Origin of the sequence: Paenibacillus odorifer (assembly GCF_000758725.1) — a bacterium.
GTDB classification, from domain to species: Bacteria; Bacillota; Bacilli; order Paenibacillales; family Paenibacillaceae; genus Paenibacillus_AQ; species Paenibacillus_AQ odorifer.
The window spans coordinates 5,568,446-5,589,407 of sequence record NZ_CP009428.1 but is presented as its reverse complement, the minus strand read 5'-3'; the positions used below and the strand labels follow the sequence as shown (position 1 = coordinate 5,589,407).

At 45.0% G+C, this 20,962-nt stretch carries 15 protein-coding genes; 14 read left to right on the top strand and 1 reads right to left on the bottom strand.

Annotated elements, in window-relative coordinates; translation table 11 throughout:
- The first annotated feature begins 84 nt into the window (after window positions 1–84).
- From PODO_RS24390 to PODO_RS24365, 6 genes are all read left to right on the top strand, one after another.
- Entirely contained in the window at window positions 85–2,457 is a 2,373-nt protein-coding gene (locus PODO_RS24390) for a YcdB/YcdC domain-containing protein (RefSeq protein ID WP_038573099.1), read from the top strand.
- 740 nt (window positions 2,458–3,197) lie between these two features.
- Window positions 3,198–4,862, top strand: coding sequence for an extracellular solute-binding protein (locus PODO_RS24385; RefSeq protein WP_038573098.1), 1,665 nt, complete (start codon window positions 3,198–3,200; stop codon window positions 4,860–4,862).
- 183 nt (window positions 4,863–5,045) lie between these two features.
- Window positions 5,046–5,951, top strand: coding sequence for an ABC transporter permease (locus PODO_RS24380; protein WP_036679607.1), 906 nt, complete (start codon window positions 5,046–5,048; stop codon window positions 5,949–5,951).
- 19 nt (window positions 5,952–5,970) lie between these two features.
- Window positions 5,971–6,858: a carbohydrate ABC transporter permease gene (locus PODO_RS24375; RefSeq protein WP_038573097.1), complete on the top strand. Its 888-nt coding sequence runs from the start codon at window positions 5,971–5,973 to the stop codon at window positions 6,856–6,858.
- An 83-nt stretch (window positions 6,859–6,941) separates the two neighbouring features.
- Window positions 6,942–8,705: a sensor histidine kinase gene (locus tag PODO_RS24370; protein WP_038573096.1), complete on the top strand. Its 1,764-nt coding sequence runs from the start codon at window positions 6,942–6,944 to the stop codon at window positions 8,703–8,705.
- Window positions 8,692–10,344, top strand: coding sequence for a response regulator transcription factor (locus tag PODO_RS24365; RefSeq protein ID WP_244886388.1), 1,653 nt, complete (start codon window positions 8,692–8,694; stop codon window positions 10,342–10,344). The genes PODO_RS24370 and PODO_RS24365 overlap by 14 nt, the downstream gene beginning before the upstream one ends.
- A gap of 78 nt (window positions 10,345–10,422) precedes the next feature.
- Here the strand turns inward: PODO_RS24365 and PODO_RS24360 are convergent, their stop codons facing one another.
- The gene (locus PODO_RS24360; protein ID WP_036679597.1) at window positions 10,423–11,250 is read right to left on the bottom strand and encodes a TerC family protein; all 828 of its coding nucleotides are present in this window, start codon (window positions 11,248–11,250) and stop codon (window positions 10,423–10,425) included.
- 662 nt (window positions 11,251–11,912) lie between these two features.
- Between PODO_RS24360 and nifB the strand changes: the two genes are divergently transcribed.
- From nifB to PODO_RS24320, 8 genes are all read left to right on the top strand, one after another.
- Window positions 11,913–13,289, top strand: a complete 1,377-nt coding sequence (nifB, locus tag PODO_RS24355) for a nitrogenase cofactor biosynthesis protein NifB (RefSeq protein WP_038573093.1) — start codon at window positions 11,913–11,915, stop codon at window positions 13,287–13,289.
- Between the two features lie 3 nt (window positions 13,290–13,292).
- On the top strand, window positions 13,293–14,162 hold the full coding sequence (gene nifH / locus PODO_RS24350) for a nitrogenase iron protein (RefSeq protein WP_235219430.1): 870 nt from the start codon (window positions 13,293–13,295) through the stop codon (window positions 14,160–14,162).
- 75 nt (window positions 14,163–14,237) lie between these two features.
- A complete protein-coding gene (gene nifD / locus PODO_RS24345) occupies window positions 14,238–15,701 on the top strand; it encodes a nitrogenase molybdenum-iron protein alpha chain (RefSeq protein ID WP_036679590.1) in 1,464 nt (487 codons plus the stop codon).
- A complete protein-coding gene (gene nifK / locus PODO_RS24340) occupies window positions 15,698–17,239 on the top strand; it encodes a nitrogenase molybdenum-iron protein subunit beta (RefSeq protein ID WP_038573092.1) in 1,542 nt (513 codons plus the stop codon). Before nifD ends, nifK begins: the two co-directional genes overlap by 4 nt.
- Window positions 17,240–17,316: 77 nt before the next feature.
- A complete protein-coding gene (gene nifE, locus PODO_RS24335; RefSeq protein WP_038573091.1) occupies window positions 17,317–18,681 on the top strand; it encodes a nitrogenase iron-molybdenum cofactor biosynthesis protein NifE in 1,365 nt (454 codons plus the stop codon).
- Window positions 18,671–20,008, top strand: coding sequence for a nitrogenase iron-molybdenum cofactor biosynthesis protein NifN (gene nifN, locus PODO_RS24330; RefSeq protein ID WP_038573090.1), 1,338 nt, complete (start codon window positions 18,671–18,673; stop codon window positions 20,006–20,008). Before nifE ends, nifN begins: the two co-directional genes overlap by 11 nt.
- Window positions 19,974–20,378, top strand: a complete 405-nt coding sequence (locus PODO_RS24325; protein ID WP_036679578.1) for a NifB/NifX family molybdenum-iron cluster-binding protein — start codon at window positions 19,974–19,976, stop codon at window positions 20,376–20,378. The genes nifN and PODO_RS24325 overlap by 35 nt, the downstream gene beginning before the upstream one ends.
- A complete protein-coding gene (locus tag PODO_RS24320) occupies window positions 20,362–20,928 on the top strand; it encodes a DUF269 domain-containing protein (protein WP_038573089.1) in 567 nt (188 codons plus the stop codon). Before PODO_RS24325 ends, PODO_RS24320 begins: the two co-directional genes overlap by 17 nt.
- Window positions 20,929–20,962: the final 34 nt, after the last annotated feature.

Below are 20,962 nucleotides of genomic sequence, written 5' to 3'. Positions count from 1 at the left end.
TTCCTGTCGTTAAATAATTATGGAAAATACAAGAAAATATCTGTATAATAATATGAATCACGTGTTAGAGGAGGATGAATTCTTTTGAAAAGCAATAGTACTCTTTTTGTTCATCAAACGGCTAAAACGGTGTTGATCACTTCAGTTGCACTCGCGTTACTCTTACCCCCTGGCTTAGCCGCAGCCGATTCTATATCTGTTAGCAGCAACACTTCCGTAACGCAGGTTAGTACGCAATCAGCGGCTCCAGCTACGACTACGAACTCTGAGGCTGATCCTACAAAAGTGAAATTCACGCAGGAGCAAGCCATTGCAAAGTTAAAAGAACTATTCCCATCCCTAAAAGATGCAACTGTAAACAATGTTCAACTGGGATCTAACCAAAGCTACCCAGCACCAGCAAATCAAATGATCTGGCATATTCAGTGGCAGGTTCAAGAAGGGAATATGGGATATGGTTTTAGCAGTGAGGTAGACGCCATTAATGGTGATATCATCAATACCTATCTCTCATTCTCGCAGGAAAAGAACGAGTCCTATTATCCACCGAAAGTATCGCAGACTCAGGCATTGGAGATCGCCAAGACTTTTGTGGCTAAGGCAGCCTCATCAGTTAAGAGCAGTGAGCTGCAATTAAATGAGAATGTCGGTTATAGTTATTTTTCGGAATCATTATTCGGTCCTGTTCAATATGGGTATAACTTCAGTATTCTGAAGAATGGTATTCCTTCTGGATCGGACAGCATTAACATAGTTGTGGATGGTAACGGAAATGTAACGCAATTCTCTAAGTCTGCTCAAGGGCTTGAGTACCCGTCTGCACAGCCCAAGATTACCTTGGAGCAAGCACAGAAGCAATTTGCGGAACAGTTTGATGTGGGCCTATTTTACATTCCTATTTATAAGAACGGAAAACCTAACAACTGGATTCTAGGCTGGCGTCCAATAGATCAGTCTCTATATCCTATCGATGCATTAACGGGCAAGCGGATAGATTATGAAGGAAAAGAATCCGTATCCACCTCAGTCGTGTATTCAGAAGTAGCGAAGAGTAAGGATGTTTTTCAGGCAAGAAGTTCTAGTACAGAGCTTTCTGCAAAAGAAGCAGCACAACTTGTAGAGAAGGTTGCTTATATTCCAGCAGATCGTAAATTGATCTCGCAAACCTTGAGAAATGACTATCAGGATTCAGATCGAAAAATCTGGCAGCTATACTGGGGCAGTAATGGAAATGATCGTTACATTGGTGCTGGCTTTCCAGAGCAATCCTCTGCCGAGATCGATGCAAAGACCGGTGAAGTATTGCAGTACCAGGTTCAAGCTTATGGTGCTATTCAGGATAAGAAGAAGGAAGAGCCGGCACCTGCTGGAGGTAAGAAGCTTAGTGAGGCTGAAGCGAAGGTGAAAGCGCTTAGTATAATTAATAGTCTATATCCTCAGGCGAGCCAGAAGCTAAAGCTGGTAGAATACGGGGATAATTCGAGTTTGACTTCAGACGGATCAGGATATGGATACCAGTTTATTAGATATCATCAAGGAATTCCTGTGAGTGACAGCACCATTACGGTAAGCTTGGATCTTTACGGCAGACTGACTTCTTACATGGGGAATCGGATAAGCGGTATCGATGGAATCACATTATCGCCTGATGCAACAATTTCCAAGAAAGAAGCGCTCGAAAGTTATAAACCTAAATATCAGACTAAACTGAAGTATACTCAGGTTGGCGGATACAATACTTATAGTAACTATGTCGCACCGAAGGTGAAGCTGGTATATGATACAACCTTTGATGAATCTAATGGATTGAATCAGGTTTTGGATGCAGCCACTGGAAAATGGGTTGCGGTGTATGATTACCTCGGTCAGCAAGATGCTCAACTATCTGCAACGGATATCAAAGGTCATGCAGCAGAGCGGGAATTATCAGAATTGGTAAACCACCATGTGATTACACCGGATGCCGATGGCAAAGTGAACCCGGATCAAGAAATAACTGTCGGTGATTGGTTATCCTATCTTGCCAAAGCTTCTAGTCCAAATTTCACCAATTATTATAATAATAATGAACGAAAAACTGTGGCAGGCGTGAAGCCAGAGAATTCATATTATGATGCAGTTATTTTTGCAGCAGATCGTAAATGGATCAATAAGGATGAAAGCCTGCAAGTAGAGAGTAAGTTAACCCGGGAACAGCTTGCTGTTCATCTGGCTAATTTCTTGAAATACAATAAACTCACAGCTTATCTTGATAAAGATGTGACTGTAAGTCAGTTTAGTGATAGCTCAGCTATAAACAATAAGGGGGCCGTGGCTCTTGTTGTGAAATTGGGACTCTTAAAGGATGACAACGGCAAGTTTAATCCGCAGCAGAATGTAACAAAAGCGCTGGCGGCTTCGGTGATCATGAAGCTAGTGGAGCTGCAAGGAAAGACCGATCAGATCATAGGTCAATAAGTGTTAAAAAGACAGCCAGGCAGCGATTCTCCGACGATTGGAGGATCGCTGCCTGGCTTTTTAGTTTGTAGCGCGGTGGAGTGACTGAAGCATCTCTATCTGGCAGATGCAGTTTTCGGTCTCCACCCAGCATTTTTTTGTGCGCCGATTCTTGCTGGAATCCGTAAAATAACTGTATTCTATACAGTTATTTCTTGTGCAAAAGGTGAATGTGAATCTTTAATTGCATTCTCTGCAACTAAAAACTAGAGAATTCACCTATCGGCGAGAAAAGCAAGAATATAAGTGTACGAAATACACTTATATCCTTTGGCCGAGTGATTTGATGCATTATAAGTGTACTAAATACAATTAAACGCGTAATGCGCGTAATGCTGCGTAATGCTGCGTAATGCCGCGTAATTCAATGCTTAATTTAATCCTCAGCGCGATCCACAACGCAATCCTCAGTCCAATCCTCTTACACTATGCAACCGCCGGCTCACTATATAGGTAATCTTGATGGCTAAAATTCTTATGGGATAGCATAAAGATCAGCCTCTTTTTTGTGTAATTAATTACCAATACATAGACACTTACAAACTCACAGTATTATGATAATCAGAGTGACCCTAAAGCGGAGCTTTGTTAGGCGAACATGAATAGGTAAAGAAAAGATACCGAATGTAAACGGTTCACACTCGCTGTGTTAACGCTTTCTTCTTACAATTAGGATATAGAAAATAAGGGAGGTTCAATAGATGAAAAGAAAGATTAAAGGCTTGCCTTTAATGGCATCGGCCATTGTTTTATCATTAGTTTTCAGTGGTTGCTCCAGCAATAATAGTGGAAACAGTAGTGGAAACAGTAGTAGTTCCGCAGAGGGAAACACTAGTGTGCAAACGGAAATGGAAGGCGGCCCTTTAACCAAATATGATCCGCCGATCAAACTTCGCTCCACGATGAACGAAACAGGCAAAGAGACGTTGGCGCAGGGCGATACACATTCCAATAACATCTGGACCAGAGGATACGAGGAAGAGCTTGGGATTAAAGTGTCCTATGACTGGATTGTGGCTGATGCTAACTATAACGATAAAATGAATGTTACCTTGGCGAGCGGGGATTTACCTGATTTGTTAAAGGTGTCCACGGTGCAATTCGAGCAGCTTTATGAAGCTGGCATGTTGGAGGATTTGACCGGGGTATTTGATAAATATGCTTCGGATCTTGTCAAAGAATATTACGCTGAAGAGGACGGAGCAGGGCTTAAGCCGGTTACGAAAGATGGAAAACTGATGGCGATGGTAAGCTTCCCGGGTTCGCTGGATTCCTCTGATATGATATGGATTCGAAAAGACTGGATGGACAAGCTGAATTTGGCAGAGCCAACATCCATGCAGGATATTATTAAGATTGCAGAAGACTTTACATTTAAAGATCCAGACGGAAATGGCAAACAGGATACTTACGGCATTTCGTTGAACAAGGACTTGCCAATCAATGCGTTTCTACTCGGGTACCATGCTTACCTGGAAACTTGGATCAAAAACGCCGATGGCGAGGTTGTGAATGGTACGATTCAACCGGAGGTAAAGGCTGGACTTGCGGAGCTGCAAAGATTGTATAAAGAAGGAGTCATTGATCCAGAGTTTGGAGTGAAAGACTTTGCCAAAGCGATGGAGGATGTAAATGCTGGTAAGTCCGGTATGTTATTTTTGCCGCAATGGGCCCCTTTCCAAGTAAAGGACATGATTAAAAAAGATCAAAATGTTAACTGGGTGCCTTATCCGGTACAATCTATTGATGACCAACCTGCCAAAACTCAAAACCATCTTACAATTGGTGGCGTATTCGCGGTCCGTAAGGGCTACGAGCATCCGGAGGCATTGATCAAGCTGCTTAACTTCCAAGCAGAGAAAATGTTTGGGGAGTCCGCTAAAACGGAACGGGCAAAATATTTGAACGGGGACACAGGTCTGGGCTTCCAAAATGCGGTTGTATCCAACCTGCCACCGAACAAAAATGTAAAGGCACAGGATGAAGTGGAAAAAGCCCTTGAATCGGGAGATACCTCAAACATGGGCCTTGAAGCTAAATTATTCTATGATGATATTCAAAGCTACCGCGGTGGAGATCTTGATAAATGGCATATGGAACGGATCTTTGGGCCGCTTAGCTCACAATCGGTTATCAAACACTACCGCGACAATGACTTGGTGTTGATGAATGAGTTCATTTATGCCCCAACTAAAACGATGAACAGCAAAGCGGCTACCTTGGATAAACTGCGTGCAGAGACCTTTGTCAAAATCATTTACGGAAGTCTTCCTATCGATGAATTCGACAAATTCGTAGCCAACTGGAAAAAGCTCGGTGGAGATCAAATAACGAAAGAAGTAAATGATATCGTAAAAGCAAACTAGTAAAAACGACGCAGAAGAGGACTGCCCCTAGTCATGATAATGACAAACGGGCAGTTCTTTTTTTGGCTGAACAGCTATTCGGTTCGATAGCCAGGTCAACAAAAGATACTTAAAGTCAATACGCTACACTATTAAGGCAATTTGGGGCTGCTCTATAATTGAGATACAAGGAGGAGAAAGCATATGCACTTTAATACTAAGCAATTTCTACGTAATATTCCGCTCCATTTAATGATTTTACCTGCCTTAATAGTGATCATTATTTTTAGTTATATTCCAATGGCTGGCCTTGTAATTGCCTTCCAGAATTTTTCCCCGATTTCAGGGTTTAAGAATATGAACTGGACAGGGCTCGAAAACTTTCGTTATTTGTTTGAGCTTCCCGGTTTTGGTCAGGTCGTATGGAATACTGTATTTATCTCCGTCATGAAAATTATTGCTGGGCTGACCGTGCCAGTTATAGCGGCTTTATTGCTTAATGAGGTTCGTGTAAACGGCTTCAAACGTTCGATTCAGACGATTATTTATATGCCGCACTTTTTCTCATGGGTTATCTTGGGCGGGATTATCGTAGATGTACTGTCTCCGAGCAGCGGGATTGTCAACATGCTTTTAAAAGCACTAGGCATGCAGCCTATTCAATTTCTAGCGGACAATAGCTGGTTCCCATACGTACTAGTGATCACAGATCAATGGAAGGAGTTTGGATTCGGGACGATTATTTATTTGGCGGCTTTAACCAGCATTGACTCCTCTCTTTATGAAGCTGCTGTAATCGATGGTGCCGGAAGATGGAAGCAGACCTGGCATATTACGCTTCCGGGCATTCGCCCGATTATGATCCTGATGCTTACACTCAGCCTTGGCAACGTCCTGAACGGGGGATTTGACCAAGTGTTCAACCTGTACAATCCGCTAGTGTATGAATCAGGTGATATTTTGGACACGATGATTTACCGAATTGGTCTACAGGATGCTCAGTACTCTGTATCGACCGCACTAGGATTGATAAAATCGGTAGTTTCCTTCGTATTTATCGGGCTGGGTTATTATCTGGCGTATCGTTTTGCTAAATATCGGATTTTTTAGAGAGAAAGGAGTGGACTAAATGCACCATACTTCAACTGCTTATCGTTGGTTTCTCCGCTGCAATTATGTATTTCTGACTTTGCTCGCGGTGCTTTGTCTTTTTCCAATCGTGAATATTCTGGCGATCTCTTTCAGCTCCAGCGCAGCTGTTAACGCGGGTAGCGTAACCTTCTGGCCTGTGGATTTCACACTTTCTTCCTATAAATATATCCTTCAGAACAACCAGTTCATTCACTCCTTCGGAACTAGTCTGCTCCGGGTAGTGCTTGGCGTATCCGTTAACTTGTTGTTTACGATTCTAGTAGCTTATCCGCTGTCTAAAGAGGCAAAGTCCTTCCGCTCACGGACCGTGTACGCCTGGATTTTTGTGTTCACGATGCTCTTCAGTGGGGGTCTGATTCCTGGCTATTTAATTGTAAAAGAAATGGGGCTGCTGGATAGCATCTGGTCGCTTGTTATACCGGGCGCGGTGCCGATCTTTAATGTTCTACTTATGCTCAATTTCTTCAGAGGTTTGCCAAAAGAATTGGAGGAAGCCGCATGGATGGATGGCGCGGGACACTTACGCACGTTATGGAGTGTGTATCTGCCGGTATCTATGCCAAGTATTGCGACCATTACGTTGTTCGCTTTGGTGGGTCACTGGAATGCATGGTTCGATGGTATGATTTATATGAGAAGCCCGGAACATTATCCGCTGGCCACCTATTTACAATCCATACTTCAGCAGGTATCGATCCAGACTGAAAATATTACTTTTGAACAAGCTGCGTTATTAAATCAAATCTCAGACCGTACAACGCAAGCCTCCCAGATCTTCTTGTCTATCATTCCGATCCTGGCGATTTATCCGTTCCTGCAAAGATATTTTGTGCATGGACTAGTCGTGGGTAGTGTAAAGGGTTAAACTGGACTGGACCTAAATATAAGAAGGAGCCTGAACATGGCTCCTTCTTTATTATTATTCGATAGAAGAGGGAGAACATTCCAATGAAATCATTCTCCATCGGGTGGAACCCCGATTCCATTGTGATCAAGCTGATCGGAGCTTTCCTATTGGTCATGCTTCCACTCTGTGCGCTGAGTATATCTATTACCTACTATAGCTCCAACCAAATGCAAGCTGAAGTGGAGAGGGCGAACGAATCGAAGGTTCATTTTTACTACAGCCATCTTGAATTTGAGCTGCAACGGATAACGGGCTTAGTCACGGAGTACTCTCAGGATGAAACGCTGGCTACCTTCAGTACCCGTATTCCAATTATGAGCCGGTACGAAGTGGATTCTAATCTGAACAATATATACACCAAGCTAAAACAAATCAAAGAAACCAGTCCTTATATTAGTGATGTTGTGTATTATGTCCCGGAAATTAATAAGCGGGTTAGCGCTGCGGTGGGGGTTAGGGATGTCACCAACGAGGAATGGCAAAGTCTGCTGGCCACTATGGGTAATCTGAAGGGTGCTTTATCTAAATACGAAGACGACTTATATTTACTGCGTAGTAATCCTTATAACCTGGATCGCAATCTTTCACCTAATTTTTTGCTGGGAGTGAAGCTTTCCTCACCTGAGCTTGAGTTGCGTTTGAAAGAATTTGCGGTATCAGGGGGGAGCGATATTACGTTAGCCTTCGGCAATAACGATTATGTGATATCAACTTCTGACCAGAAGCCCAGGTTGTTCCCCATAGAGAAACCACTAAATAGTGAAGAGACTGTAAGTGTGCAGCGGTATCGTTTTGATAATTCTTTTTACTATTCGCTCTACGATCACAGCAATAACTTTAGGCTGACCGCAAATATTCCCAATACGGTGCTCATGAAGCCGATTCATGTCTACTCATTGTTGCTATGGTTGTTGTTCGTTGTCTCGATAGTGATCATTATCTTGTTCTCTTTATGGACGTACAGGATGATTCATCGCCCGATGTCTATTCTTATCAGGGGGTTTAAGAAAGCGGAGCAGGGGCAGACGGGGATCTTTATAACTCACTCCCGCAGGGATGAGTTTGGGTATCTATATTCTCGTTTCAATGAGATGCTTAAGCATCTGAATACGTTAATCGATGAGAACTACGTGCAGCGTATCCGGACAGGGGAAGCGGAGCTTAAACATTTACAATCGCAGATCACGCCTCATTTTCTCTATAACAGTCTATTTAGCATAAAACAGATGGCTGAGGTGGAAAATGTAGAGCTGATCAAGGAATTCTCTGATTATTTAGGGCAATATTTTCGGTACATGACCCGGGATTCCGCCCAGGAGGTTACTTTGCAGCAAGAGCAGGAGCATGCTTTGGTCTATCTGGCTATACAGCGGATTCGTTTTGGCGCGAGAATTAGAGCTGAGGTAGATGAGATTGCAGCGGATTGCCGGGACATCAAAGTCCCACGGGTTCTCCTGCAGCCCATTATTGAAAATGTATTCGAGCATGGGCTTAAGCAAAAAAGCAGCAATGGCCTATTAAAAATGAGTTATGAAAAAGTTGAGCATACGCTGACTATTATAATAGAAGATAACGGTGACTCACTTAGTGAGGACAAGTTAAATCTCTTGCAGCGCCAGTTCTCCGAGCAGAATGCCATTCAGGGGGAGATCACGGGTTTATTAAATGTAAATCAGAGATTGAGGATCAAATTTGGTTCCCCTTATGGCTTGATGGCAGAGAGAAGCAGTTTGGGCGGACTTTGTGTAAGAGTCAATTTACCGCTTAAAGGGGACGTGCAGGATGCAACGAATGATGATAGTTGATGATGAGCCTAATATTTTGGATGGGCTGTACGAATTTTTTGTAAAGGCAGATTTTAAAGATTTGGAGATCATAAAGGTTCATTCAGCGGATCATGCCATAGACTGGCTTAATACCGTAAAAATAGATATTGTGCTTAGTGACATCTGTATGCCAGGTATGGATGGGATGGCGTTAATTCAGGAAATTGTCGACCGCTGGCCACGTTGTAAAGTAATTCTGCTGACAGGACATAATGAATTCGATTTTGCCCATCAGGCGATCCGAAATCCATGTGTAGTTGACTATTTATTGAAGACAGAGGGGATGGATAAAATTCGTGCCGCTGTGGAGCTGACTTTGGAGAAAATATCTTCAGAAGAGGATTATTTCTATAAAAGCCAGTGGCTTCGCGACAAGCTCCCGCGCGCGCTGCCCCAGTTACAGCAGCAGTTATTACACGATATTCTAAGACGCACCGAACGGATAGACCGGCAGAGCTTGCAGGTTGAATTCGATGCCATTCAGCTCCCGTTCAACGCGGATGGATCCGTCCTGCCTATTATTCTGCGGATGGAGGCTTGGCGAAATTATGAAACGGCTTCAGACCGGAGTTTAATTCGTTATGCGGTAGCCAATATTGCGGAGGAGCTGCTCAGCGACAAGGTTGAAGTTAAGGCTGTGGATCTGGATCCGGGGACGATAGCTTGTTTTGTTCAGCCTAAAAGTGAAAGTGTATCCTCAATCAAGGAAGAAGAGCTCTGGTTAAAAACGCTGCGCTTCGTCCACGGAACAATGGAATCCGTTCAGCAAGCCTGTGGCAAATGTCTGCAACTATCTGTGTCTATCATCGCCAGTGATCAGGAAGTGCATTGGCATGAGCTGAACTATGCCTTGAACCGTTTACGATTAGCCATTTTTGATAGCCCCGGACTTGGGATGGAAAAGCTGCTGAGGATAAATACCAAGGAAGTGAGCCCAAGTCCAGGTTCTATGCATAATCGAAATGCAACAGCAGAACTACTGCTCGACTATTTAAAACAACGGCTGCTTGAAGGTGATCTCGATTGGGGCACATCTTTTCGCAAATGGGTGGAGCTCTCGGGGGAAGGTGGGCCGGAGGATCCTTTTTTGAGATTAAGATTAATGTCTGGGATCAGTAACACCCTGCTGCAGACTTTACAAGAGTTAGGTTTAACGGAAAAAGCCCATAGCGGTATGAATTTATCACGTATGTTATATTTTAATATCAATACACACTGGTCGGACGTCATCTCTTTTTATCACACGTTTTTTGAATGGATTATCTCGAACAGAAGCGCTACCTATAAACATGATGAATCGAATATCCTGTCCATGATCCACCAATATATTAAATCCCATCTGGCCGATGATTTGTCCTTAACCCGGATTGCGCAGGAAGTCTCACTTAATCCGTCCTATCTGTCACGCTGGTATAAAAGAACGACAGGGAAGGGGATTTCTGATTATATTCTGGAGAAAAAAGTGGAGCTGAGTAAGGAGCTGTTGCTTGGAACTGCTCTAAAAATGCACGAGATCTCCGGCCAGCTCGGGTTTAGTGATCAGCACTATTTTTTTCGATTCTTCAAAAAAACCGTTGGCTGTACGCCGCAGGAATATCGAGAGCAAAAACGAGGATAAATAACAATACCCCGAAAGACGTACACCTGTTCAGAAGGTGCATCTTACGGGGTATTGTTTGTGGCTGTATTTTAACGATTATTTACCGAGTTGTTTGTCTACTTCTCTAACCGGATTCTCGCCAACATTCTCTTCAACCTTGTGGCTACTCATAAACCAGCCGATTACAGCGATGAGTACGAGCACAACGTAGAAGGTGGCTTTCCACCAGGTACTATGAGCGAAATCTTCGGACAGAACACCAAGTGAAGGGTGCGCCAATGTAATGACTGACAGCTTAACACCCACCCAACCTACGATAAAGAAGGCTGCAATTTCAAGTCCTGGACGGGAATGCAGCAGCTTAACGAAGAAGGAAGCTGCGAAACGCATAATGACCAGACCGATAAATCCACCGGCAAAGATGACGAGGAATTGTCCGCCATCGAGGCCTCCGATTTTTGGAAGACCACTTGCAGGAAGAGCAACCGCGAGTGCAACTGCGGCTAGGATGGAATCGACCGCGAAGGCGATGTCAGCGACTTCTACCTTCAGAACAGTAAACCAAAAGCTGGATTTCTTTTTATTGACCGCACCGTCAGTGCCGCTTTCAGCAGCTTCATCTGTGACGGGCTTCTTAAACAACAGTTTTCGGAAAATATGATTACCCGCGATAAATAATAAATAAATCGCGCCGATGGCTTGTACTTGCCAGATATCGACCAGATAGGAGATGACAAATAGCGAACCGAATCGGAACACGAAGGCCCCCGCTAATCCGTAAAACAGCGCTTTTTTTCTTTCCTCATCAGGAAGGTGCTTAACCATAATTGCCAATACCAATGCGTTATCTGCGGCGAGTAGTCCCTCTAGTGCTACCAGAACAAGCAATACCCAACCGTACTCTAATAATAATCCCCAATCCATTACTGTTGTCCTCCCTTTTTGAATGCAAATATCTACCAAAAGATATCTACCCTACCATTTTAACCAAATTTATATAAAAAAGACCTTTACCAAACAGATTAGCCTTTGGAATAAAGGTCTAACCTGATTGGTAAAGGTCTCGCTAACAATGTGAATTGCCAATAAAGCCGGAGAATATCCTCATATTCTCGTATTGACGACTTTATTTAACAGCTACTCCCCTTTACGGGATATATTAAATTTTTAAGATTATTCAATGTGTTCTTGCCTAAAGAGATCATATACGAGATGAAAGTCATTGTCAATAAAAGTTGCAGAAATAAATGGATTCTATCTTTTAAGAATCATTAAAATGGCCAGAAACATGACATGATGACGGAAATCAACAGAGATTGAATAAAAATGGAAACGGAAACATGATACATTTAGGTTATATAAACTAACATTTAATATGACGAAACTGCAAACATAAGGAAAAACAGGACTTAAAAAGGAAAAACTCGATTGACGATGTAGGTTGATGAAAATATGATGAAACTAATCAAAGCAATCGAACATGGTTTGTGTTAACTAAAATTACATCAGTTGTTCTGTTGAAGTGAGTTTTACTGCGAAGAAGTACTAGAAGTTCATGTTGCATAAAACTTTTAGGAGGTGGGGAAATGCCGCAGACGTCATCGAGGTTATCCATTGAAGCAGAGGAGGAGCTCAGCCGCCATCCCTGCTACAGCGAGGAAGCTCATCGTTTTTTTGCTAGGATGCACATCCCGGTTGCTCCCGCCTGTAACATCCAATGTAATTACTGCAACCGAAAATTCGATTGTGTGAATGAAAGCAGGCCTGGTGTAGTTAGTGAAGTGCTAACTCCAGAGCAAGCTGAAAGAAAAGTGAAAGGTGTAGCCGCACAGCTGATGCAACTGTCGGTAGTTGGGATTGCAGGTCCGGGTGATCCGCTGGCGAATCCAGAACGAACCTTTGACACGTTCGAACGAGTCAAGCGGCAGATCCCTGATGTTACCCTTTGCCTGAGTACTAATGGATTGACCCTTTACAGGCATGTAGACGCCATACTAGCGCTAGGTATCCGTCATGTCACGATCACCATCAATGCCATTGATCCCAATGTGGGCCGTGAAATTTATCCATGGGTTGTTGACGAAGGGGTCCGGTACGAAGGACAAGAAGCAGCGGAGCTGCTGATCAGCCGCCAGCTTCAAGGTTTGGAGCTGCTGGCACAGCAAGGTATTCTTGTTAAAGTTAATTCCGTTATGATTCCAGGGGTCAATGATCATCATCTCCCTGAAGTATCGCGAACAGTTAAAGCGCTCGGGGCAACTCTGCATAATGTGACGCCTTTAATTATCGCACCGGGAAGTCAGTATGAACGGGATGGGCGCAAGGCGCCGCGCCCTAAAGAACTGCACAACCTGCAGGAAGTGCTTGGGCGCGAAGGGATGAAGGTCATGCGCCATTGTCGGCAATGCCGTGCTGATGCCATTGGGCTGCTAGGTCAGGATCGTAATCAGGATTTTATATTAGAAAAGATGGATGCAAATCCAGTTATAAATGAGCAAGCTAGAGCGCTCTTTCAACGTGAACTCGATGCCAAAATCCGTCAGCGTGTCAAAGCCAAAGAGCTAAGGCAGAACTCTTTCCAGCAAGGGCAGCACACCACCAAAGTCGCTGTTGCTACACGTGGTGGGGATAAGGTCAATCAACATTTTGGCCACGCGACAGAGTTCATGGTTTATGAAACAGATGGAGTAAGCGTGAAGCTGCTAGGTGTCCGAAAGATTCAGGCCTATTGCCACGGTAAAGCGGATTGTAATGGGGATAAGAATACCACGCTACAAGAAATTATTTCTATATTACAGGACTGTCAAATATTGCTCTGCTCTGGTATTGGCGATGTCCCTCGCGCCAGCTTAAATAAAGCCGGGGTATTGCCTCTGGTGCGTAAAGGTGAAATACAGGATGTGATTCTCGAAAGTGTGAAGATCAGCTCTTATTTTGAAAATATATCGATTTCGAAGGGATGATGAATGATGAGACAAATTGCTTTTTACGGTAAGGGCGGTATCGGTAAATCCACAACTTCGCAGAACACTTTGGCGCAGCTCGCCACTAAATTTGGTCAAAAAACAATGATCGTAGGCTGTGATCCTAAAGCGGACTCCACACGGTTGATTCTGAACACCAAAGCTCAGAATTCAGTGCTCCAATTGGCAGCTGAAAGAGGAACGGTTGAGGATTTGGAGCTTGAGGATGTAGTTCAGTTGGGATATGGCGACATTCTTAATGTGGAGTGCGGTGGACCTGAACCGGGTGTGGGTTGTGCCGGCCGCGGGATTATTACAGCGATTAATTTTTTGGAGCAGCAAGGGGCTTATGAAGGATTGGATTTTGTATCCTATGACGTACTTGGTGACGTGGTATGTGGTGGATTTGCAATGCCGATCCGTGAGAATAAAGCACAGGAAATTTATATCGTATGCTCCGGGGAAATGATGGCTATGTATGCGGCCAATAACATTGCGCGCGGAATTCTAAAGTATGCCAACAGCGGTGGCGTAAGATTGGGCGGTCTGATCTGCAACAGTCGTAATACGGACCGTGAGGATGAGCTCATTATGGAGCTGGCACGCCGTTTGAATACACAAATGATCCATTTTGTCCCGCGGAATAATGTGGTTCAGCATGCAGAGCTGAGAAGAATGACCGTAGCCCAATATAATCCTCATCATCAGCAAGCTAGAGAATATGAGATTTTGGCAGAAAAGATTCTGAATAACAATATGATGACAATCCCGACCCCGATTTCTATGGAAGAGCTGGAGGATTTACTCATGGAATTTGGTGTGATTGAGGATGAAGAGACCGCGCTGAAAAAGCTGAAGGCATCTGGCCAATAATTAGGTTCGTCCGGTGAACAGGAGTGGAGAGACGGCTGTTCACCGGATCACTCTAAGGGATGAGGAGGATTCAGAATGGGGCTAAATATCGAAGATAACCAAAAGATGCTCGAAGAGATTCTTGAGGTTTACCCGGAAAAGGCACGGAAGGATCGTCAGAAGCATTTTGAAATCAATAATGAAGAGTTAATAAACTGTGGCAAATGCGCCATCAAATCGAATATGAAGTCCCGTCCGGGGGTTATGACCCAAAGAGGATGTGCTTATGCTGGTTCGAAGGGCGTGGTCTGGGGCCCGATCAAGGATATGGTGCATATCAGCCATGGTCCTGTAGGTTGTGGACAATATAGCTGGGGAACAAGACGGAATTATGCCAATGGAACACTGGGCATTGATAATTTTACGGCTATGCAGGTGACGAGTGATTTTCAGGAGACAGATATTGTATTTGGCGGTGACAAGAAGCTTGAAGTCATTTGCCGTGAAATTAAAGAAATGTTCCCACTGGCTAAAGGAATTTCGATCCAATCAGAGTGTCCTGTGGGGCTAATCGGAGACGATATTGAAGCGGTGTCCAAAAAAATGTCTATCGAGCTAGGTCTCCCGATCATTCCCGTTCGTTGTGAAGGATTCCGTGGGGTTAGCCAATCCTTGGGTCATCATATTGCTAACGATGCGATCCGTGATTTTCTGATGGGGAAGAAGGAGCTTGCGGAATGTGGTCCTTACGATATTAATATTATCGGAGATTATAACATCGGTGGGGACGCTTGGGCTTCACGCATTTTACTGGAGGAAATGGGTCTGCGTGTTATTGCGCAGTGGTCTGGGGATGGAACCATCAATGAATTGGCGATCGCGCATAAGGCGAAGCTCAATCTGATTCACTGTCATCGCTCCATGAACTATATGGTAACGACGATGGAGAAAGCATATGGGATTCCTTGGCTGGAATACAACTTTTTCGGGCCGACCAAAACAGCTGAAAGCCTTCGAGCCATCGCCGCAAGGTTTGATGAGTATATTCAGGAAAATTGCGAGAAAGTCATCGCTAAATACACGCCACAAATGGAGGCGATTATCTCTAAATTTAAACCCCGGCTGGAAGGTAAAAAGGTCATGCTGCTGGTAGGCGGATTACGTGCCCGCCATACACTGGGGGCTTATGAGGATCTGGGTATGGAGGTAGTGGGCACAGGTTATGAGTTCGCTCACAAGGATGATTACGAGAAAACATTCCCTGAACTGCCGGAAGGCACTATTATCTACGATGATCCAACCGCTTACGAGCTGGAAGAGCTTGCGCAAAGACTTGATATTGATCTGATGGGCTCGGGTGTGAAGGAGAAATATGTGTATCACAAGATGGGTATTCCTTTCCGGCAAATGCACTCTTGGGATTATAGTGGTCCTTACCATGGCTATGACGGGTTTAAGATTTTTGCTAAGGACATGGACATGACCATTAACAGCCCAGTGTGGAGCTTGATCAATTCAGGGAAAACAGGATCACTCCCTAAAAAGGAGGCGGGCGTATGAAGGACAAACTGGAGATCCCGGATTACAATACATTATTTCAAACTGAACCCTATGTGAAGCAACGTGAAGGGAAAAAAGCATTCGAGGCACCCTGCAGTGAGCAAGAGACAGCGGAAGCATTAGCCTACTCGAAGTCGTCTGAATATAAGGATAAGAATTTTGCCCGCACCTCACTGGTAGTTAATCCTCATAAAGCATGCCAGCCCCTAGGAGCCTTGATGGCTGCGCTGGGATTCGAAAAAACTCTGCCGTTTATACATGGCTCCCAAGGCTGCACTGCGTATTTTCGTAGTCATTTGAGCCGTCATTTCAAGGAGCCAACCCCCGCGGTTTCTTCCTCTATGACAGAAGATGGTGCGGTGTTCGGAGGGATGAACAATCTTATTGATGGTCTTGAAAATAGTGTGGCGCTCTATAAGCCAGAGATGATAGCTGTATCCACTACATGTATGGCTGAGGTTATAGGGGATGATCTGCAGGCTTTTATATCCAATGCCCGCCAGAAGGGTGCAATTTCGAACGAAATTCCAGTGCCCTACGCCAACACGCCAAGTTTTTCCGGATCACATATTACAGGTTACGATTCCATGTTAAAGTCCATCCTCAGTACCTTGTTCATCCGCTCTGGGATTGAAGCTACCCCTGGCAGTGGAGAGGGAACTGGAGAGAAGCTGAATGTCATTATAGGGTTTGAGCCTTATACGGGGAATTTTGCAGAAATTCGAAAAATCCTTGCCGCGTTTGATACAGGCTACACCTTCCTTGGTGACCACAGCGGCAATTTTGATTCCCCGGCTACAGGAGAATATTCCTATTATTATGGGGGAACGAAGCTGGCAGATGTGCCGAAGGCAGCTAATGCGTTGGGAACTCTTTCTCTTCAGAAATATTCTGTCAAAAAAACGTTGGAATACATCAGCGGCACATGGAAACAACAGACCGTTGCGATGTCGACTCCGCTGGGCATTCATGCCACAGATCGGCTAATAGAGTCTATCAGTGAATTAACGGGATTGCCCATTCCGCCTGAGCTTGTGGAAGAACGTGGCCGGGTAGTGGATGCTTTGCTCGATAGCCACCCTTATCTGCATGGCAAACGAGTGGCTTTAGTTGGCGATCCGGATTTGCTGATCGGCCTGATTGAATTCTGTCTGGAAGTCGGTATAGAGCCTATTCATATTGTGTGCTCCAATGGGGAAAACGGATTTAAAGAAGAAGCGAAAGCTCTGCTTGCTGCCAGTCCCTACGGAGCAGAAACAACGGTTCATATCGGAAATGATTTGTGGCATATGCGCTCTCTGCTGATTGATGATCCTGTGGATCTGGCCATTGGAAGCTCTCATCTTAAATTTGCTGCCAAAGATGCCGACGTTCCTTTGATCCGTGTAGGCTTCCCTGTTTTTGACCGCCATCATCTGCATCGTTATCCGATTATCGGTTATCAAGGTGCCTTGAACTTGTTAACTACTATAGTAAATACAATCCTGCAGGGGTTGGATGAGGATTCATCTGGCTTCAACCACGATCTTGTTCGTTAGTCCAATATTTATCGTAGTGACACTGAATAATTGAGCATTTTAAGAGTAAGGAGTATTCAGTTACGGGAGGTGGTACGATGGAGTCCATCAGAAACGATGTATTCGACGCGCAAGCTTGCGGGAGCTTAACTCCGAAATCGAAGCCATGTCCACGCCCCAAGCCGGGCGAAGCGGCTGGGGGCTGCTCCTTCGACGGAGCCCAAATCACGCTGCTGCCGATCATGGATGCTGCGCATCTCGTCCATGGGCCGGCTGCTTGTGCCGGGAATAGCTGGGAAAGTAGAGGGGCTTTATCAAGCGGGCCATCACTTTCACAATACGGATTTACTACAGATCTCAACGATAACGACATTATTTTTGGCGGAGAAAAGAAACTTAAAGATAGCATTGACTATATTGCCGGGCGCTTTATGCCTCCGGCAATATTTGTATATGCGACCTGTGTGACAGCATTGATTGGCGAGGATTTGGATGCGGTATGCAAGGAAGCGGCAGGCAGATTGGGGCTTCCTGTGATCCCCGTGAACAGCCCTGGATTCGTAGGCAGTAAGAATCTTGGAAATCGGCTGGCTGGTGAAGCGCTGCTACAATATGTCATTGGCACAGGTGAACCAGAGATTGAGATTCCTTTAGGTGTGAATTTGATTGGAGAGTACAATATCGCGGGTGAAATGTGGGATATCGAGAAATTAATGAAGAGTGTTGGAATTACGCTAATGTCCAGAATTACAGGGGATGCAAGATATAAGGAAATTACATGGGCACATCATGCAAAAGTGAATATGGTTGTGTGCAGCCGTGCATTGTTAGGTCTGGCAAAAGAAATGGAGGCAAGATACCACATTCCCTATTTCGAAGGCTCCTTCTATGGGGCCAAAGAGACAACTTATTCCTTACGTCAAATGGCTTATTTGCTGAATGACCGTGAGATGGAGCGGCGTGTGGATCGGTTGACGGAACGAGAGGAAAACAGACTGATTCAGGAGCTGCGGCCCTACCGCAAGCTGCTTAAAGGAAAGAAAGCAGTTCTCTATACGGGTGGAGTAAAAAGCTGGTCGATTATTTCCGCACTGAAGGAGTTAGGCGTTCAGGTGGTAGGTGTAGGCACGAACAAAAGCACGGAAGATGATGTACGGCGTATAGCGGATCGTGTTGGTGATGACACCGAATATATCCCGGAGGGCGGGGCAAGCCGAATTATCAAAACCGTCCGGGATCGTAAGGCAGATATTATGATTGCTGGCGGACGGAATATGTATGTGGCAATGAAAGAGCAGATTCCGTTTATCGATATTAATCAAGAAAGACACAAGGCCTATGCTGGTTACGAAGGTTTACTAAGGCTGGCAAAGGAGCTGACGTATTCTCTTGCTAATCCAATCTGGAAGCTGGCTGCCAGTGCCGCTCCCTGGGATAAGGAGGAACCTTCCTATGACCGTTAACAAAAGGAGTAAACCGACTTCGGTTAATCCAATGAAAATAGGCCAATCCCTTGGTTCCGTACTGGCATTTCAGGGTTGCTACAAGGCATTGCCTATTGTGCATGGTGCGCAAGGTTGTTCCGCATTTCCGAAGGCACTGCTTACCCGGCATTTTCGTGAGCCTATAGCCGTACAGACCTCTGCTTTGCAGGAGATGGATGTAATCTTTGATGCGAATCGTAATTTAGAGGAAGCTCTAAATACCATACTCAGTAAACACCGACCAGACATTATAGGCATTATTGGGACTGAGCTGACGGATGTGGCAGGAGTGGATTATCAATCCATGCTCAAGACCTATAAAAGGGAGCGGAACATGCGGGGTGGGCTTGCTTTTTCCGTCACCTTACCAGACTTTCGTGGTTCATTGGAATCGGGGTTCAGCTCTACCGTGGAGGCGATGCTTGATGAGATGATTCAGCAGGTAGGCCATCGGGGTTCAAGGAGTGTAAATACACGTCAGATTACCCTCTTGCCGGGATCGTTTCTGACGCCGGGTGATGTGATGGAGCTGAAAGAAATGATATCCTCCTTCGGTTTTGAGGTAATCGCTCTACCTGATATTTCGACCTCTTTGTCTGGGCATCTGCTGACAGGATTTTCACCGCTGACAAGAGGTGGGGTGCCTCTAGATTCGATGCTGCAAAGCTTGCATTCGGGTCTAACCATTGCCATCGGCGGAAGTATGGAGCGTCCAGCTAGAAGACTGCATAATGCGCTGGGAACTCCCTACAAAGTATTCGAGAGTGCGATGGGGCTTAAAGCAACGGATGATATTTTGCAATTCCTGCATCAAATTAGCGGGGAGCCGGTACAGCTTCGTTATTGCTGGCAACGGGAGAATTTATTGGATAGCATGCTGGATGCTCATTTTCAATTTGCGGGGATGTCTGCACTTGTCGCGCTGGAGCCAGATCATTTGTATACCGTATCTTCTTGGCTCGAAGAGCTGGGGGTGGAGCAAAAGGCCCTGGTCACCTCCTATGAAACTCCTTTGGTGGTTGAGATGGAACGAGAGGTATGGGTCGGTGATCTGGATGATGTTGAGCTTTTGGGCAAAGGTGCAGATTTATGGATCGGTAACTCACATGGGATAAATGGAGCGGCGCGGTTAGATGCTGCTTTTATGGCGGCTGGATTTCCCGTTTGGAATGAGCTTGGTGCTTATATGGCCACCTCTGTAGGGTATCGGGGAGCGATGGAGTGGACGAATAAAGCGGCGAATCTGTTAATGCGAAGGGAGGAGGAACATCGTGAAAGTAGCATTCGCTACAGAGGATGGAATTAGAGTGAATGCCCATTTTGGGCAGAGTCCGATGTTCGCAATTTATAAAGTTACCAAAGGTGGCGGGGAGCTTATAGGTCTTCGTAAACTGCCAACGATTCTCAATCAGGATGAAGCAGGCAAAATAGAGAGTCGTCTGGAGGTGGTAGAGGATTGCACGCTAATATTCATCATGCAGATTGGAGCCTCAGCAGCGGCAAGAGTCACACGTCGTAAAATTATGCCGGTAAAGGTTCCACCAGGCAGTCCTATTGATGAGCAAGTGAAGCGGATTGTTGAAATGCTACAGGGCAAACCACCGATGTGGCTAGCCAAGGTATTACATGCTGAAAATGAAGCGGAAGGGGCGAGTGTAGATGGATCCCATAGCTAATGAGAGTGCTGCATTAATGGGCCGGGTTGCTCCGGAAGCGGCAGTATTAAAACGCCGTTGTCGAACCACGGAGAAAAAGCTGGATAAAGATATAGCAGAGATGCTCATACGCCGGTTGTGTCAATTGCTTGATACAGAAGACTTTTTTGGAAGGCATGCTTCTCTTTCACCACAGAAGAAGATCGAACGATTGTTTCTCGCTTCCCCTGAAGACAAGAACAAATCTGATTTTAACTGCGCGGTTTCTCCAAAGGTCCGTTTGCAGGTTCCTCTCTTGTTTCAGGCGGTGGCGGGCGTGATCGAGGAGAAAAGTGGGGTTCTGGTTCAGAGCTCTTCTGAAATAAATGGGGAAGGATTTGGGCGTGCTCTTTTATATAGTGATCGGATTATTCTTGTGTTAAAAAGCTTGAGAGCAGGTTTTCCGTTTCCTTTTACCTCGGAGGATAAAGTAATTCGCTACGGCGTTGCTTGTGTAGAAGAAGGGCTGGCCTTTATGGATAAATTTAATGAAATGACAGCTCTCTATGGAACGGATGGTCTGGAGGGTTAGATTCCAATGATGCAGCTCAGCCACAGGGAGGGAG

What these genes read in the sequence shown, in the direction of transcription:
- nifN (WP_038573090.1), top strand. Translation starts at nt 18,671, where the DNA reads ATGACCGTTAACAAAAGGAGTAAACCGACTTCGGTTAATCCAATGAAA.
- PODO_RS24385 (WP_038573098.1), top strand. Translation starts at nt 3,198, where the DNA reads ATGAAAAGAAAGATTAAAGGCTTGCCTTTAATGGCATCGGCCATTGTT.
- nifB (WP_038573093.1), top strand. Translation starts at nt 11,913, where the DNA reads ATGCCGCAGACGTCATCGAGGTTATCCATTGAAGCAGAGGAGGAGCTC.
- nifK (WP_038573092.1), top strand. Translation starts at nt 15,698, where the DNA reads ATGAAGGACAAACTGGAGATCCCGGATTACAATACATTATTTCAAACT.
- PODO_RS24370 (WP_038573096.1), top strand. Translation starts at nt 6,942, where the DNA reads ATGAAATCATTCTCCATCGGGTGGAACCCCGATTCCATTGTGATCAAG.
- PODO_RS24375 (WP_038573097.1), top strand. Translation starts at nt 5,971, where the DNA reads ATGCACCATACTTCAACTGCTTATCGTTGGTTTCTCCGCTGCAATTAT.
- nifE (WP_038573091.1), top strand. Translation starts at nt 17,317, where the DNA reads ATGGAGTCCATCAGAAACGATGTATTCGACGCGCAAGCTTGCGGGAGC.
- nifH (WP_235219430.1), top strand. Translation starts at nt 13,293, where the DNA reads ATGATGAGACAAATTGCTTTTTACGGTAAGGGCGGTATCGGTAAATCC.
- nifD (WP_036679590.1), top strand. Translation starts at nt 14,238, where the DNA reads ATGGGGCTAAATATCGAAGATAACCAAAAGATGCTCGAAGAGATTCTT.
- PODO_RS24360 (WP_036679597.1), bottom strand. Translation starts at nt 11,250, where the DNA reads ATGGATTGGGGATTATTATTAGAGTACGGTTGGGTATTGCTTGTTCTG.
- PODO_RS24365 (WP_244886388.1), top strand. Translation starts at nt 8,692, where the DNA reads ATGATGATAGTTGATGATGAGCCTAATATTTTGGATGGGCTGTACGAA.
- PODO_RS24320 (WP_038573089.1), top strand. Translation starts at nt 20,362, where the DNA reads ATGGATCCCATAGCTAATGAGAGTGCTGCATTAATGGGCCGGGTTGCT.
- PODO_RS24380 (WP_036679607.1), top strand. Translation starts at nt 5,046, where the DNA reads ATGCACTTTAATACTAAGCAATTTCTACGTAATATTCCGCTCCATTTA.